Below are 13,098 nucleotides of genomic sequence, written 5' to 3'. Positions count from 1 at the left end.
AGGAGTAAGGCATGAAACTGAAGCGTTTGATGGCGGCAATGACTTTTGTCGCTGCTGGCGTTGCGACTGCCAACGCGTTCGCCGCTGTTGACCCTGCTATCCCGAGCTACACCAAGACCACTGGTGTGTCGGGCAACCTGTCCAGCGTCGGTTCCGATACCCTGGCCAACCTCATGACCCTGTGGGCTGAGAACTACAAAAAAGAATACCCGAACGTCAACATCCAGATTCAGGCTGCCGGTTCTTCCACCGCGCCACCTGCACTCACCGAAGGCACCGCCAACCTGGGCCCGATGAGCCGCAAGATGAAGGACAACGAGCTGCAGGCTTTCGAGCAGAAGTACGGCTACAAGCCGACCGCAATCCCGGTTGCCGTGGATGCCCTGGCCGTGTTCGTGCACAAGGACAACCCGATCAAGCACCTGACCATGGCTCAGGTCGATGCGATCTTCTCCTCGACGCGCCTGTGCGGTGCCAAAGCTGACGTCAAGACCTGGGGTGACCTGGGCGTGACCGGTGACCTGGCCAACAAGCCAGTCCAGCTGTTCGGCCGTAACTCGGTGTCCGGTACCTACGGCTACTTCAAGGAAGAAGCCCTGTGCAAAGGCGACTACAAGCCAAACGTCAACGAACAGCCAGGTTCGGCGTCGGTGGTGCAGTCGATCAGCAGCTCGCTTAACGGTGTCGGCTACTCGGGCATCGGCTACAAGACCGCCAGCGTGAAAACCGTCGCCCTGGCCAAGAAAGAAGGCGGCGAGTTCATCGAAGACACCGAAGAAAACGCCCTGAACGGCAAGTATCCGCTGTCGCGCTTCCTCTACGTTTACGTCAACAAAGCCCCGAACAAGCCTCTGGCTCCGCTGGAAGCCGAGTTCGTGAAACTGGTGCTGTCGAAGCAGGGCCAGGAAGTGGTAGTGAAAGACGGCTACATCCCGCTGCCAGCCAAGGTTGCCGCCAAGGCACTGGCTGACCTCGGTCTGCAGGAAGGCGGCGCTGTCGCCAAGAAGTAACACCCTGAGGCCGGCCTGAAGCCGGACTCCTGTGGGAGCGAGCCTGCTCGCGAAGGGGGGGTCACATGCTCTATCGATGTGACTGAACCCGACGCCTTGGCGAGCAGACGCGCTCCTGCAACCACCAAATTTTCGACTCCGCTGCCGGACTTCCGGCTGGCGGATTTGCTGCGTCACTGCACTGTCATCTTTCTGTCATACAGGATCGCTAGGGTGTGCGCATGAATGATCTGGCCAATTCCCCAATGACTACGTCCCCTCCCAAGCGCATTGATTTCAATACGCCTGAGCTGCAACGCAAGCGCCGCATCCGCGCGCTCAAGGATCGCTTCACCCGTTGGTACGTCCTCGTCGGCGGCCTCGCGGTGCTGGCGGCCATCACCCTGATCTTCTTCTTCCTCGCTTACGTTGTAGCGCCGTTGTTTCAAGGTGCCGACCTGACCGCGAAAGACTCGATCACCCCGGCCTGGATGCAGGACGCGGGCAAGCCGCTGATGATCTCGCTCGAAGAGCAGAATCAGGTGGCCATGCGTGTATCCGACAAGGGCCAGGCGCTGTTCTTCGATCTCGACAGTGGCGCTGAATTGAGGCGTGTCGATCTGCCGCTGCCTGCGGGCGCTACCGTGACATCTATTGGCGAAGACCAGCCGGGTCATCCGCTGGTGGCCGTGGGGCTGTCCAACGGTCAGGCGCTGGTGTTCCGTCATACCTATAAAGTCAGCTACCCCGATGGCAAGAAAACCATCAGCCCGGCCATCGAATATCCCTATGGCGAAGCACCGATCGCGCTGAACGAAAGCGGCGGCGCGCTGGAGCATGTCAGCCTCAATGCCACCGACTCGACGCTGATGCTGGTCGGCTCCACCGGCTCGCAACTCAATGTGCTGTCGCTGACCAGCGAAGAAAACATGATGACCGGCGAGGTCACCAACGAGCAGACGCGCATCGATCTGCCGCAGATGACCGAGCCGGTGAAAAACATCTTCGTCGACCCGCGCCAGCAGTGGCTGTACGTGGTCAACGGGCGAGCTCAGGCCGACGTGTTCAGCCTGCGCGACAAGAGCCTCAACGGGCGCTACAAACTGCTGGAAAACGCTGACGCCCAAGTCACTGCCACCGCGCAGCTGGTCGGCGGTATCTCGCTGATCGTCGGCGATTCCAAGGGCGGTCTGGCCCAGTGGTTCATGGCTCGCGATACCGATGGCGAGCAGCGTCTGAAGCAGATCCGCACCTTCCAGATGGGCACCACGCCGATCGTTGAAATCGCTGCCGAAGAGCGCCGCAAAGGCTTCCTCGCCCTTGATGCCAGCGGCAAGCTCGGCGTGTTCCACAGCACCGCACACCGCACGTTGCTGGTCGATCAGGTGGTTGAAGGCCAGGGCCTGTTCGGTCTGTCGCCACGCGCCAACCGAGTGATCGTCGAAGCCGGCGGCAAGCTGCAACCGCTGCTGCTCGACAACCCGCACCCGGAAGTATCGTGGAGCGCGCTGTGGAGCAAGGTCTGGTACGAGAACTACGACGAGCCTAAATACGTCTGGCAATCGACTGCGGCCAACACTGATTTCGAACCGAAACTGAGCCTCTCGCCACTGACCTTCGGCACTCTGAAGGCCGCGTTCTACGCCATGCTGCTGGCCGCGCCACTGGCCGTCGCTGCGGCGATCTACACCGCGTACTTCATGGCCCCGGGCATGCGCCGCAAGGTCAAACCGGTGATCGAGCTGATGGAAGCGATGCCGACGGTGATCCTCGGTTTCTTCGCCGGTCTGTTCTTGGCTCCATATGTAGAAGGGCATCTGCCGGGCATCTTCAGCCTGCTGATGTTGCTGCCGATCGGCATTCTGGTCGCCGGCTTCACCTTCAGCCGCCTGCCCGAATCGATCCGCCTGAAAGTCCCGGACGGTTGGGAAAGTGCGCTGCTGATTCCGGTGATCCTGTTTGTGGGCTGGCTCTCGCTGTACATGAGCCCGTTCATGGAGAACTGGTTCTTCGGCGGCGACATGCGCATGTGGATCTCCCATGACCTGGGCATCACCTACGACCAGCGCAACGCTCTGGTGGTCGGTCTGGCCATGGGTTTTGCGGTGATCCCGAACATCTACTCGATCGCCGAAGACGCCGTGTTCAGCGTGCCGCGCGGTCTGACCCTGGGTTCGCTGGCGCTCGGCGCCACGCCATGGCAGACCATGACTCGCGTGGTGATCCTGACCGCCAGCCCGGGCATCTTCTCGGCGCTGATGATCGGCATGGGCCGCGCGGTCGGCGAAACCATGATCGTGCTGATGGCCACCGGCAACACCCCGGTCATGGAGATGAACCTGTTCGAAGGCCTGCGCACCCTGGCCGCCAACGTCGCGGTGGAAATGCCCGAGTCGGAAGTCGGCGGCAGCCACTACCGCGTGCTGTTCCTCTCGGCGCTGGTGCTGCTGTTGTTCACCTTCGTCATGAACACCCTGGCAGAACTGATTCGTCAGCGTCTGCGCAAGAAATACTCGTCGCTTTAAGCAAAGGTAGAAGTCTGTGAAACAGAACTCCCTGAAAGGATGGTTCAAGAGCGGCGCCCCGGGCGTCTGGATCAGCGGTGGCGCGGTGTCCATCGCGGTCATCATGACCATTGGCCTGTTGGCGGTGATTGCCGTGCGCGGTCTCGGTCACTTCTGGCCGGCGGACCTGATCCACGCCCATTACGACGTACCGGGCCAGGCCAATCACCTGGTGATCGGCGAAGTGGTGCAGAAAGAAGAAGTGCCGCGCGCACGTCTGAAGAGCGCCGGTCTGCCGGTGCCTGACGAAGGCCCGGAATTCATGACCCGCGAGCTGATCAAGGTCGGCAACCGTGACCTGAACGGCAACGACTTCACGTGGATCGTCGGCGAGTGGCTGACCAAGCAGACCACACCGCCAGAATTGATGGCGATCGAGCGTCGCGAGTGGGGCAACTTCTACGGCTATCTGGTCAACGTCAAACAGGATGGCAAGGTCATCGCCGAGGGCGAGGCCGCATGGCCTGAACTGCAAGCGCGCATCGATCGGGTGAACGATCTCGCGGCTCAACTGAAGACGCTGGAAAAAACCGACATCGGCGCGATCAACGCCGGTCTTGAACGCATCCGATTGCATGGGCGCAAACTCGAGCTGGAAGGCAAACTCGACGCCACCGCACAAGCGGACATGGAATCCGAGCGCGCCGAACTGGACGCGCGCTACAAGGACATCGAAGCACGTCTGTCTGATTTGCATGCTCAGTTCAACCGCGACGCCTTGACCGCCCGTGACGCCAACGGCAAGGAAATCGAAATCGGTCTGGGCAAAGTCGTGCATGCCTACCAGCCAAACGGCATGAGCACCTTGACCAAGGTTGGTTTCTACTTCAGCAAGATCTGGGAATTCCTCTCCGACGACCCGCGTGAAGCGAACACCGAAGGCGGGATCTTCCCGGCGATCTTCGGCACCGTGATGATGACCCTGATCATGGCGATGATCGTCACCCCGTTCGGCGTGCTGGCTGCGGTGTACCTGCGCGAATACGCCAAGCAGAACACCCTGACCCGGGTCATTCGCATTGCGGTGAACAACCTCGCTGGCGTACCGGCGATCGTTTACGGCGTGTTCGGTCTGGGCTTCTTCGTCTACGTGCTGGGTGGCTCGGTCGACCGCTTGTTCTTCCCTGAAGCTCTGCCGGCGCCGACGTTCGGTACGCCGGGCCTGCTCTGGGCTTCGCTGACCCTCGCGCTGCTGGCAGTGCCGGTGGTGATTGTGGCGACCGAAGAAGGTCTGGCGCGGATTCCCCGCACTGTGCGTGAAGGTTCGTTGGCCCTCGGCGCGACCAAAGCGGAAACGCTGTGGAAAATCGTTATCCCGATGGCCAGCCCGGCCATGATGACCGGCATGATCCTCGCCGTGGCCCGTGCCGCCGGTGAAGTGGCGCCGCTGATGCTGGTGGGTGTGGTGAAACTGGCGCCGTCGCTGCCGGTGGACGGCAACTACCCATATCTGCACCTGGACCAGAAGATCATGCACCTGGGCTTCCACATCTATGACGTCGGCTTCCAGAGCCCCAACGTCGAAGCAGCCCGCCCGCTGGTGTACGCCACCGCGCTGCTGCTGGTGCTGGTGATCGCGACGCTGAACCTGTCGGCGGTGTATATCCGCAACCACCTGCGCGAAAAGTACAAAGCACTGGACAGCTAAAGCCATTAGCCACAAGCGGCAAGCTACAAGCCGCTTTTGCTCAAACTTGCAGCTTGCAGCTAGAAGCTTGCAGCTACGAACGGAGTGAGACCCATGCAGCACGAAACACACAGCCACGGCATCAACATGTCTGCCCTGGGCCGCGACAAGCAGAGCCTGGACCTGGCGCAGGAAACCGTCGCCATCGAAGTGCCGGGCCTGAGCCTGTACTACGGCGACAAACAGGCACTGTTCGACGTCAGCATGAACATCCCGAAGCAGCGTGTGACCGCGTTCATCGGCCCGTCCGGCTGCGGTAAGTCGACGCTGCTGCGTACCTTCAACCGGATGAACGATCTGGTCGACGGCTGCCGTGTCGAGGGCGCGATCAACCTGTACGGCAACAACATCTATCGCAAGGGCGAAGACGTTGCCGAACTGCGTCGTCGCGTCGGCATGGTGTTCCAGAAGCCCAACCCGTTCCCGAAGACCATCTACGAGAACGTGGTCTATGGCCTGCGCATCCAGGGCATCAACAAGAAGCGCATCCTCGACGAAGCCGTTGAATGGGCGTTGAAAGGCGCGGCATTGTGGGACGAGGTCAAAGACCGTCTGCACGACTCGGCCCTCGGTCTGTCCGGTGGTCAGCAACAGCGTCTGGTGATCGCGCGCACCATCGCGGTTGAGCCGGAAGTGCTGCTGCTCGACGAACCGTGCTCGGCTCTCGACCCGATCTCGACGCTGAAAGTCGAAGAGCTGATCTACGAGCTGAAGTCCAAGTTCACCATCGTCATCGTTACCCACAACATGCAACAGGCGGCACGGGTGTCCGACTACACCGCGTTCATGTACATGGGCAAACTGGTGGAATTCGGCGACACCGATACCCTGTTCACCAATCCGGCGAAGAAGCAGACCGAAGACTACATCACCGGTCGCTATGGCTGATTGGGGCAGCTGCAAGCCGCAAGCTACAAGCGGCAAGAAAGATGCGGTGCGATATCAGGACTTACACATAACTGCTTGAAGCTTGCAGCTTGAAGCTTGCAACTTTCGCGGAGCGAACAATGATTTCCAAAGAAGGCCTTACCCATCACATTTCCGCGCAGTTCAACGCTGAACTGGAGGAAGTGCGCAGCCACCTCCTTGCCATGGGCGGGCTGGTCGAGAAGCAGGTCAATGACGCGGTCACGGCGCTGATCGAGGCCGATTCCGGCCTGGCTCAGCAGGTCCGTGAGATCGATGACCAGATCAACCAGATGGAACGCAACATCGACGAAGAATGCCTGCGCATTCTCGCCCGTCGGCAGCCGGCGGCGTCTGACCTGCGTTTGATCATCAGCATTTCCAAGTCGGTGATCGACCTTGAGCGTATCGGCGACGAAGCCACCAAGATCGCCCGTCGTGCCATCCAGTTGTGCGAAGAAGGCGAAGCGCCGCGCGGTTACGTCGAGGTGCGCCACATTGGCGACCAGGTACGCAACATGGTGCGCGATGCGCTGGACGCGTTCGCCCGTTTCGATGCCGATCTGGCCTTGTCGGTGGCGCAGTACGACAAGATCATCGACCGCGAATACAAAACCGCCCTGCGTGAGCTGGCCACCTACATGATGGAAGACCCGCGCTCGATCTCGCGGGTGCTGAGCATCATCTGGGTCCTGCGTTCGCTGGAGCGCATCGGCGATCATGCGCGCAACATCTCCGAACTGGTGATCTATCTGGTGCGCGGCACCGACGTGCGCCACATGGGCCTCAAGCGCATGAAAGAAGAAGTTGAAGGCACAAGCGCTGAAACCGCTAATGTTCCGGGCGAAGCTGACGATAAGTAAGATTGCCTGAGAAAAGCGCCCGGCCCTCTGGCCGGGCGTTTTTGTTTCTGCTTTTCGAAGGCAGATACGGATTGGAAAGCGAATTAAAAAGCAGCACCCGCGAACGAAAAGTCCCGGCGTGACTGAAGAGTTTTGGCAATGTGCCATCAGCCAGCGTTATGCTTGCCGGGATTTTAATAGGGGTGTTGGATGAGCAAGATCAGTGTGTTGGTCGTGGACGATGCTTCGTTCATTCGTGACCTGGTGAAAAAGTGCCTGCGTAATTACTTCCCGGGGATCCGCACCGAGGACGCCATCAACGGCAAAAAGGCCCAGGCGATGCTGGCCAAAGAGGCTTTCGACCTGGTGCTGTGTGACTGGGAAATGCCGGAAATGTCCGGCCTCGAACTGCTGACCTGGTGCCGCGAGCAGGACAACCTCAAGACCATGCCGTTTGTCATGGTCACCAGCCGTGGCGACAAGGAAAACGTCGTGCAGGCGATTCAGGCCGGCGTTTCCGGCTACGTCAGCAAGCCGTTCACCAACGAGCAGCTGCTGACCAAGGTCAAGCAGGCACTGAACAAGGTCGGCAAGCTCGACACCTTGATGAACAGCGCGCCGACCAAGATGAATTCGGCATTCGGCAACGATTCCCTGAGCGCACTGACCGGCGGCAAGCCGGCCGTGGTCGGCGGCGCTGCGGCCAGGCCTGCCGCTGCTGCCCCCGCTCCAGCCGCTGCACCGTCGCGCGGTTTGCTCAACAGCCCGCCAGTTCAGGCGCCCGGTGCATCCAAGGCGCCGGTCGGCGGTCGTGGTCAGGGCCAATTGCGCCTGCCGAGCGGTACTCAGCAATGCGTGATCAAGGCCTTGAGCATCAAGGAAGCCCTTCTGGTAGTAAAGCGCACCGAAACCCTGCCGCAGATCCTCGACAGCGCCGTGCTCGATCTGGAGCAGGGCGATAACGCCGAGATCGCGCGCCTCAATGGTTACCTGCACGCCATCGTCGCCCACGAGCAGAAAGCCGACAGCGACTGGCTGCAACTGACCTTCCGCTTTGTCGACCAGGATGCGCAGAAGCTCGACTACATCTCGCGCCTGATCGCCCGTGGCACGGCGCAGAAGCATTTCGTACCGGGCGCGTAACCGCAGCGGTCCAAAAGATCGCAGCCTTCGGCAGCTCCTACAGGAGATCGCATTCTCATGTTGGAGCTGCCGAAGGCTGCGATCTTTTGCTTTGTGCGCTGAGCAATTTGAAACATCCGTCGACTAGCCTGGTCTGTCTCAGCTGCTAGGCTGATTCCCAGGCCTTCCTTCGACAGACTTTTGCCCATGCTCGCGCGCCTGCTGTTTTTCTGCGGTCTCTGCCTGGCCTCCCAGCTGGCGATGGCCATGACCATCTACAAATCCACCGACGCCAACGGCGTGGTCTCGTACAGCGACCGCCCGAGCAAAGGTGCGAAGGTGTTCGTGTTTCAGGATCGCATGGTCGAGCGCCTCGACCGCCAGGTGTACTTGGACATCAAGAAGCAGAAGGGCGTCGACGTAGTGTTTGCGCGCAACGATCTGTACGCGCCGGTCGAGGTTGCCCTGGCCTTCATCGGCACGAGCAATGTGCGTGGCGCGCCGTCGCGAGCGATCCGTCGTGTGCTGCCACCGCGCAGCAACACGCGGCTGGCGCTGCTGACGGCGATCAGTCGTGACCAGCCGCTGGTGTATTCGCCGCAGTTCCAGTATTCGCTGGGCGACCCCGCAGGCACCGCGCAGAGCTATCGCTATCCGCTGCCCTGGCGTGGCGGGCCGTTTCGCCTGAGCCAGGGCGCCAACGGCCAATACAGCCACTACGGGCCGAAAAACCGCTACGCCATGGACATTGCCATGCCGGTGGGCACGCCGATCATCGCCGCGCGAGCGGGTGTGGTAGTCAAGACCGAGAACTCCCAGAGCGGGCGCGGCACCGATGCCTCCGGCAATTTCGTCCGGGTGCTGCACGACGACGGCACCATGGGCGTGTACCTGCATTTGAAACAGGGTTCGGTGAGCGTGCGCGAAGGCCAGCGGGTCAAGGTCGGCAGCCCGCTGGCGCTGTCCGGCAACACCGGCAACAGCAGCGGCCCGCACCTGCACTTCGTGGTGCAGCGCAATACCGGCGAAGGACTGGTGTCGATTCCCTATCAGTTCAACCAGCCGCTGGGGGCGTTGCCCAACTTTGCGTTGGGCAAACAGTAGGCGCGATAGGGTGTTGAGGGTTTTTGTGGCGAGGGGATTTATCCCCGTTGGGCCGCGAAGCGGCCCCAAATATTGCAACGTACTAACTGACTGCATTCAATGGTTTTGGGACGGCTGCGCCGTCCAACGGGGATAAATCCCCTCGCCACAAGAGCCCCCCAAACTCCCATCAATCCAGCATCAACACCTTGGCCAGAACAATCTTCGGCCCTTTCATCTTCTTGATGATGATCCGCAGGCCTTCGACTTCCAGCACTTCTTCCTCTTCCGGCACCCGTTTCAGAGTTTCGTAGACCAGCCCGGCGAGGGTTTCCGCTTCGATGTGATCCAGATCGATGCCGAGCAGACGTTCAACCTTGAACAACGGCGTATCGCCACGCACCAGCAACTTGCCCGGCTGATAGGCGAGGATGCCGCGCTCTGCCTTGCGGTGTTCGTCCTGAATGTCGCCGACCAGCACTTCCAGCACGTCTTCCATGGTCAGGTAGCCGATGATGTTGCCGTCAGCCTCCTCGACCACGGCGAAGTGCGAGCCACCCTTGCGGAACTGCTCCAGCAGCTGCGACAGCGGCATGTGCCGCGATACGCGCTCCAGCGGGCGGGTCAGCTCGGCGAGGTTGAACGACTCGGGAATGTGGTCCAGCGCGGCCAGTTCCAGCAGCAGATCCTTGATGTGCAGCAGGCCGACGAACTCCTGGCGCTCGCTGTCGTACACCGGATAACGGCTGAACTTGTGGCGACGGAACATCGCCAGGATTTCCTTCAGCGGCGCGTTGAATTCCAGAGTGATCAGGTCTTCGCGGGAGTTGGCCCAGTCGACCACTTCCAGCTCGCCCATTTCCACTGCCGAGGCCAATACGCGCATGCCCTGATCGCTGGGATCCTGGCCACGGCTGGAGTGCAGGATCAGTTTCAGTTCTTCGCGGCTGTAATGGTGTTCATGGTGCGGGCCGGGTTCACCTTGCCCGGCGATACGCAGAATCGCGTTGGCGCTGGCGTTGAGCAGGTAGATCGCCGGGTACATCGCCCAGTAGAACAGGTACAGCGGCACCGCCGTCCACAGCGACAGCAGCTCGGGTTTGCGGATCGCCCACGACTTGGGCGCCAGCTCGCCGACCACGATGTGCAAGTACGAAATGATGAAGAACGCGGTGAAGAACGACACGCCTTTGATGATCTCGGGCGATTCGACGCCGACCGCGCTCAGCAGCGGTTCGAGAATATGCGCGAACGCCGGCTCACCGACCCAGCCCAGACCGAGAGAGGCGAGGGTGATGCCGAGCTGGCACGCCGACAGGTAGGCATCGAGCTGACTGTGCACGGTGCGCAGGATGTGCCCGCGCCAGCCGTGTTGTTCAGCGATGGCCTCGACCCGGGTCGAGCGCAGTTTGACCATGGCGAATTCCGCCGCAACGAAAAAGCCGTTGAGCAACACCAGGATCAGAGCAAAAAGGATCATGCCGAAGTCGGCGAAAATGGTAGCGAGGGACAAGCCAGGGGAAGGGTCCATGATGGAGTTTTGCGGGTTCCGTGTGATTCGAAAGTAGGTAGAAACAGCGCCTGAAAGGCAGGCACAAGTCAGCCAATGTAGCGGCTGACCGTGCGATTGCCTAGTGGCGTGTGCCGGGCGGCATCACTCGGCGGCGCTGATCGCCCGTGCGCTGGCCACCTGGGCCGGGGCGAAATGGCAGGTGAAGGTGCTGCCGTGGCCGGGCACGCTGCTGATCTCCATCCGCGCGCGGTGGCGCAGCAGCACGTGCTTGACGATGGCCAGGCCGAGGCCGGTGCCGCCGGTATTGGAGTTGCGGCTGGAGTCGACACGGTAGAAACGTTCGGTCAGGCGCGGCAGATGTTTGCTGTCGATGCCGATGCCGGAATCCTGCACGCTCAGGTGCGCGCCCTGATCGTCGCCCCACCAGCGAATGCGGATGTTGCCCTCGGCCGGGGTGTACTTGACCGCGTTGAACACCAGATTGGAGAACGCGCTGCGCAACTCCGCTTCGCTGCCCTTGAGCAGCACTCCGGCATTGGCCTCGAGGCTGATGCGCTGGTTCTTCGCCCCGGACAACTGCTGCGCATCGCTGGTGATCGATTGCAGCAGCGTGTCGATCTGTACCGGTTGGTTGTCCGACGGGTAGTCGGTGGCTTCCAGTTTCGCCAGCAGCAACAGGTCGTTGAGCAGCGTCTGCATGCGCCCGCCCTGTTGCTGCATCTGCTGCAGGGCACGGCTCCAGCGCGGGTTCACTTCCTCGACATTGTCGAGCAGGGTTTCCAGATAGCCGCAGATCACCGTCAGCGGGGTGCGCAGCTCGTGGGAGACGTTGGCGATGAAATCCTTGCGCATCTGTTCCAGCTGATGAATGCGCGTCACGTCGCGGACCAGCATCAGGTGTTCATTGTTGCCGTAGCGGGTCAGGTACAGCTGAATGCGCACGCGATCGTTGGTCGGCGAAGGGATTTCCAATGGCTCGGCGAAGCTGTCCTGCTCGAAGTATTCCTTGAAGCGCGGATGGCGCACCAGGTTGGTCACCGGTTGGCCGCTGTCCTGCGGAGTCTTCAGACCGAGCAGGGTTTCGGCGGCGCAGTTCCACCATTCGAGATTGCCGTCGCTGTCGAGCATGATGACTGCATCTTTCAGCGCGGCGGTGGATTCCTGCACCCGGTCGATCACCGCTTGCAGACGCCCGCGCACCCGTTGGTCGCGGCGTTGCAGGTGATAGATGCTGTCGAACACCTCGCCCCACAGACCATAGCCATCGGGCGGCGCTTCGTCGGGTTGATGCTGGCGCAGCCATTCGTGCAGACGCAGCAATTGCTTGAGCGTCCAGGCCAGATAAAGCCCCAGACCCGCCGCGAGGCTCCAGCCGTAATGGCCGGTGATCAGGCCGATCACCAGGCAGGCGGTGACCAGCAACAGCATGTGGCGAATCAGGGTGCCATGCCAGTTTTGATTCACAGAGGCGTCCTTAGCCGCAGCTTCAAGTTTCAAGCCGCAAGTTCCAAGCTAAAACGGATCGGCTTTCACTTGCCGCTTGTAGCTGGAAACTTGCAGCTGCTTTTACGCTTTTGTAGAGAACCGATAACCGGTGCCGCGCACGGTTTGTACCAGATTTTCGTAAGCGTCGCCGAGGGCCTTGCGCAGGCGGCGGATGTGCACGTCGACGGTGCGCTCTTCGACATACACGTTGCCGCCCCAGACCTGATCGAGCAACTGGCCACGGGTGTACGCGCGTTCCTGATGGGTCATGAAGAATTGCAGCAGGCGGTATTCGGTCGGGCCCATCTCGGCGGGTTTGCCGTCGATGGTCACGCGATGGCTGATCGGGTCGAGCAGCAGGCCGCCGACTTCGATCGGCGCTTCGCCATCGGTCGGTCCGGCGCGGCGCAGCACTGCCTTGAGGCGGGCGACCAGTTCACGCGGCGAAAACGGTTTGGTGATGTAGTCGTCGGCGCCGACTTCCAGGCCCTGAATCTTGTTGTCCTCTTCGCCCTTGGCGGTGAGCATGATGATCGGGATGTCCCCGGTCAGCTCGTCACGCTTGAGGCGCCGGGCCAGTTCGATGCCCGAGGTACCGGGCAGCATCCAGTCGAGCAGGATCAGGTCCGGTTTGCGGTCGACGATGATGGCGTGGGCCTGCTGCGAGTTCTCTGCCTCGAGGCAGTCATAGCCGGCCATTTCCAACGCCACGGCGATCATTTCGCGAATGGGCGCTTCGTCGTCGACGATCAGAATGCTCCTGCCAACCATGCCTTAATCCTCTTGTCATTTAACTGTCTTGCGCCGCATTAGATAACGGAATTATTGCAGTCGTGTGACAGTATTTCAGGTCCGCAACATTTGCACCCATCCTCGACTAAGCTCTAAGTCCGAATCCTGACAACCA

10 protein-coding genes are annotated in these 13,098 nt (G+C 61.0%); 7 read left to right on the top strand and 3 right to left on the bottom strand.

Annotated features, from left to right (window positions below; translation table 11 throughout):
- Window positions 1–11: 11 nt before the first annotated feature.
- The 7 genes from AC0IXA_RS09360 to AC0IXA_RS09330 all read left to right on the top strand — a co-directional run bounded on the left by AC0IXA_RS09360 (window position 12) and on the right by AC0IXA_RS09330 (window position 9,214).
- The gene (locus AC0IXA_RS09360; protein WP_016772480.1) at window positions 12–1,010 is read left to right on the top strand and encodes a phosphate ABC transporter substrate-binding protein PstS; all 999 of its coding nucleotides are present in this window, start codon (window positions 12–14) and stop codon (window positions 1,008–1,010) included.
- A gap of 221 nt (window positions 1,011–1,231) precedes the next feature.
- Window positions 1,232–3,514 carry an ABC transporter permease subunit gene (locus AC0IXA_RS09355; RefSeq protein WP_471812740.1) on the top strand — a complete coding sequence of 761 codons (2,283 nt, stop codon included), beginning with the start codon at window positions 1,232–1,234 and terminating at the stop codon, window positions 3,512–3,514.
- 16 nt (window positions 3,515–3,530) lie between these two features.
- Window positions 3,531–5,201, top strand: coding sequence for a phosphate ABC transporter permease PstA (pstA, locus tag AC0IXA_RS09350; protein WP_016772481.1), 1,671 nt, complete (start codon window positions 3,531–3,533; stop codon window positions 5,199–5,201).
- Window positions 5,202–5,294: 93 nt separating this feature from the next.
- Window positions 5,295–6,128, top strand: coding sequence for a phosphate ABC transporter ATP-binding protein PstB (gene pstB / locus AC0IXA_RS09345; RefSeq protein ID WP_071172078.1), 834 nt, complete (start codon window positions 5,295–5,297; stop codon window positions 6,126–6,128).
- A gap of 119 nt (window positions 6,129–6,247) precedes the next feature.
- The gene (gene phoU / locus AC0IXA_RS09340; protein WP_016772483.1) at window positions 6,248–7,009 is read left to right on the top strand and encodes a phosphate signaling complex protein PhoU; all 762 of its coding nucleotides are present in this window, start codon (window positions 6,248–6,250) and stop codon (window positions 7,007–7,009) included.
- Window positions 7,010–7,198: 189 nt separating this feature from the next.
- Window positions 7,199–8,131 carry a response regulator gene (locus AC0IXA_RS09335; RefSeq protein ID WP_041476598.1) on the top strand — a complete coding sequence of 311 codons (933 nt, stop codon included), beginning with the start codon at window positions 7,199–7,201 and terminating at the stop codon, window positions 8,129–8,131.
- Between the two features lie 186 nt (window positions 8,132–8,317).
- The gene (locus AC0IXA_RS09330) at window positions 8,318–9,214 is read left to right on the top strand and encodes a peptidoglycan DD-metalloendopeptidase family protein (RefSeq protein WP_016772485.1); all 897 of its coding nucleotides are present in this window, start codon (window positions 8,318–8,320) and stop codon (window positions 9,212–9,214) included.
- A 169-nt stretch (window positions 9,215–9,383) separates the two neighbouring features.
- On the opposite strand, the gene AC0IXA_RS09325 is transcribed toward AC0IXA_RS09330, so the two are convergent.
- The 3 genes from AC0IXA_RS09325 to phoB all read right to left on the bottom strand — a co-directional run bounded on the left by AC0IXA_RS09325 (window position 9,384) and on the right by phoB (window position 12,962).
- Window positions 9,384–10,724 carry a hemolysin family protein gene (locus AC0IXA_RS09325; RefSeq protein WP_110644534.1) on the bottom strand — a complete coding sequence of 447 codons (1,341 nt, stop codon included), beginning with the start codon at window positions 10,722–10,724 and terminating at the stop codon, window positions 9,384–9,386.
- Between the two features lie 123 nt (window positions 10,725–10,847).
- Window positions 10,848–12,134, bottom strand: coding sequence for a phosphate regulon sensor histidine kinase PhoR (gene phoR / locus AC0IXA_RS09320; protein ID WP_471812924.1), 1,287 nt, complete (start codon window positions 12,132–12,134; stop codon window positions 10,848–10,850).
- A 138-nt stretch (window positions 12,135–12,272) separates the two neighbouring features.
- On the bottom strand, window positions 12,273–12,962 hold the full coding sequence (gene phoB, locus AC0IXA_RS09315; RefSeq protein ID WP_007896474.1) for a phosphate regulon transcriptional regulator PhoB: 690 nt from the start codon (window positions 12,960–12,962) through the stop codon (window positions 12,273–12,275).
- Window positions 12,963–13,098: the final 136 nt, after the last annotated feature.

The organism is Pseudomonas sp. AC083 (assembly GCF_979253165.1).
Note: the sequence above shows the minus strand (reverse complement) of the source record. Positions and strands in the feature narration are given on the sequence as shown.

Excerpts from the sequence above, each read along its gene's own strand:
- AC0IXA_RS09355 (WP_471812740.1), top strand. The coding sequence starts at position 1,232 with ATGAATGATCTGGCCAATTCCCCAATGACTACGTCCCCTCCCAAGCGC.
- AC0IXA_RS09360 (WP_016772480.1), top strand. The coding sequence starts at position 12 with ATGAAACTGAAGCGTTTGATGGCGGCAATGACTTTTGTCGCTGCTGGC.
- phoR (WP_471812924.1), bottom strand. The coding sequence starts at position 12,134 with ATGCTGTTGCTGGTCACCGCCTGCCTGGTGATCGGCCTGATCACCGGC.
- phoU (WP_016772483.1), top strand. The coding sequence starts at position 6,248 with ATGATTTCCAAAGAAGGCCTTACCCATCACATTTCCGCGCAGTTCAAC.
- phoB (WP_007896474.1), bottom strand. The coding sequence starts at position 12,962 with ATGGTTGGCAGGAGCATTCTGATCGTCGACGACGAAGCGCCCATTCGC.
- AC0IXA_RS09330 (WP_016772485.1), top strand. The coding sequence starts at position 8,318 with ATGCTCGCGCGCCTGCTGTTTTTCTGCGGTCTCTGCCTGGCCTCCCAG.
- AC0IXA_RS09335 (WP_041476598.1), top strand. The coding sequence starts at position 7,199 with ATGAGCAAGATCAGTGTGTTGGTCGTGGACGATGCTTCGTTCATTCGT.
- pstB (WP_071172078.1), top strand. The coding sequence starts at position 5,295 with ATGCAGCACGAAACACACAGCCACGGCATCAACATGTCTGCCCTGGGC.
- AC0IXA_RS09325 (WP_110644534.1), bottom strand. The coding sequence starts at position 10,724 with ATGGACCCTTCCCCTGGCTTGTCCCTCGCTACCATTTTCGCCGACTTC.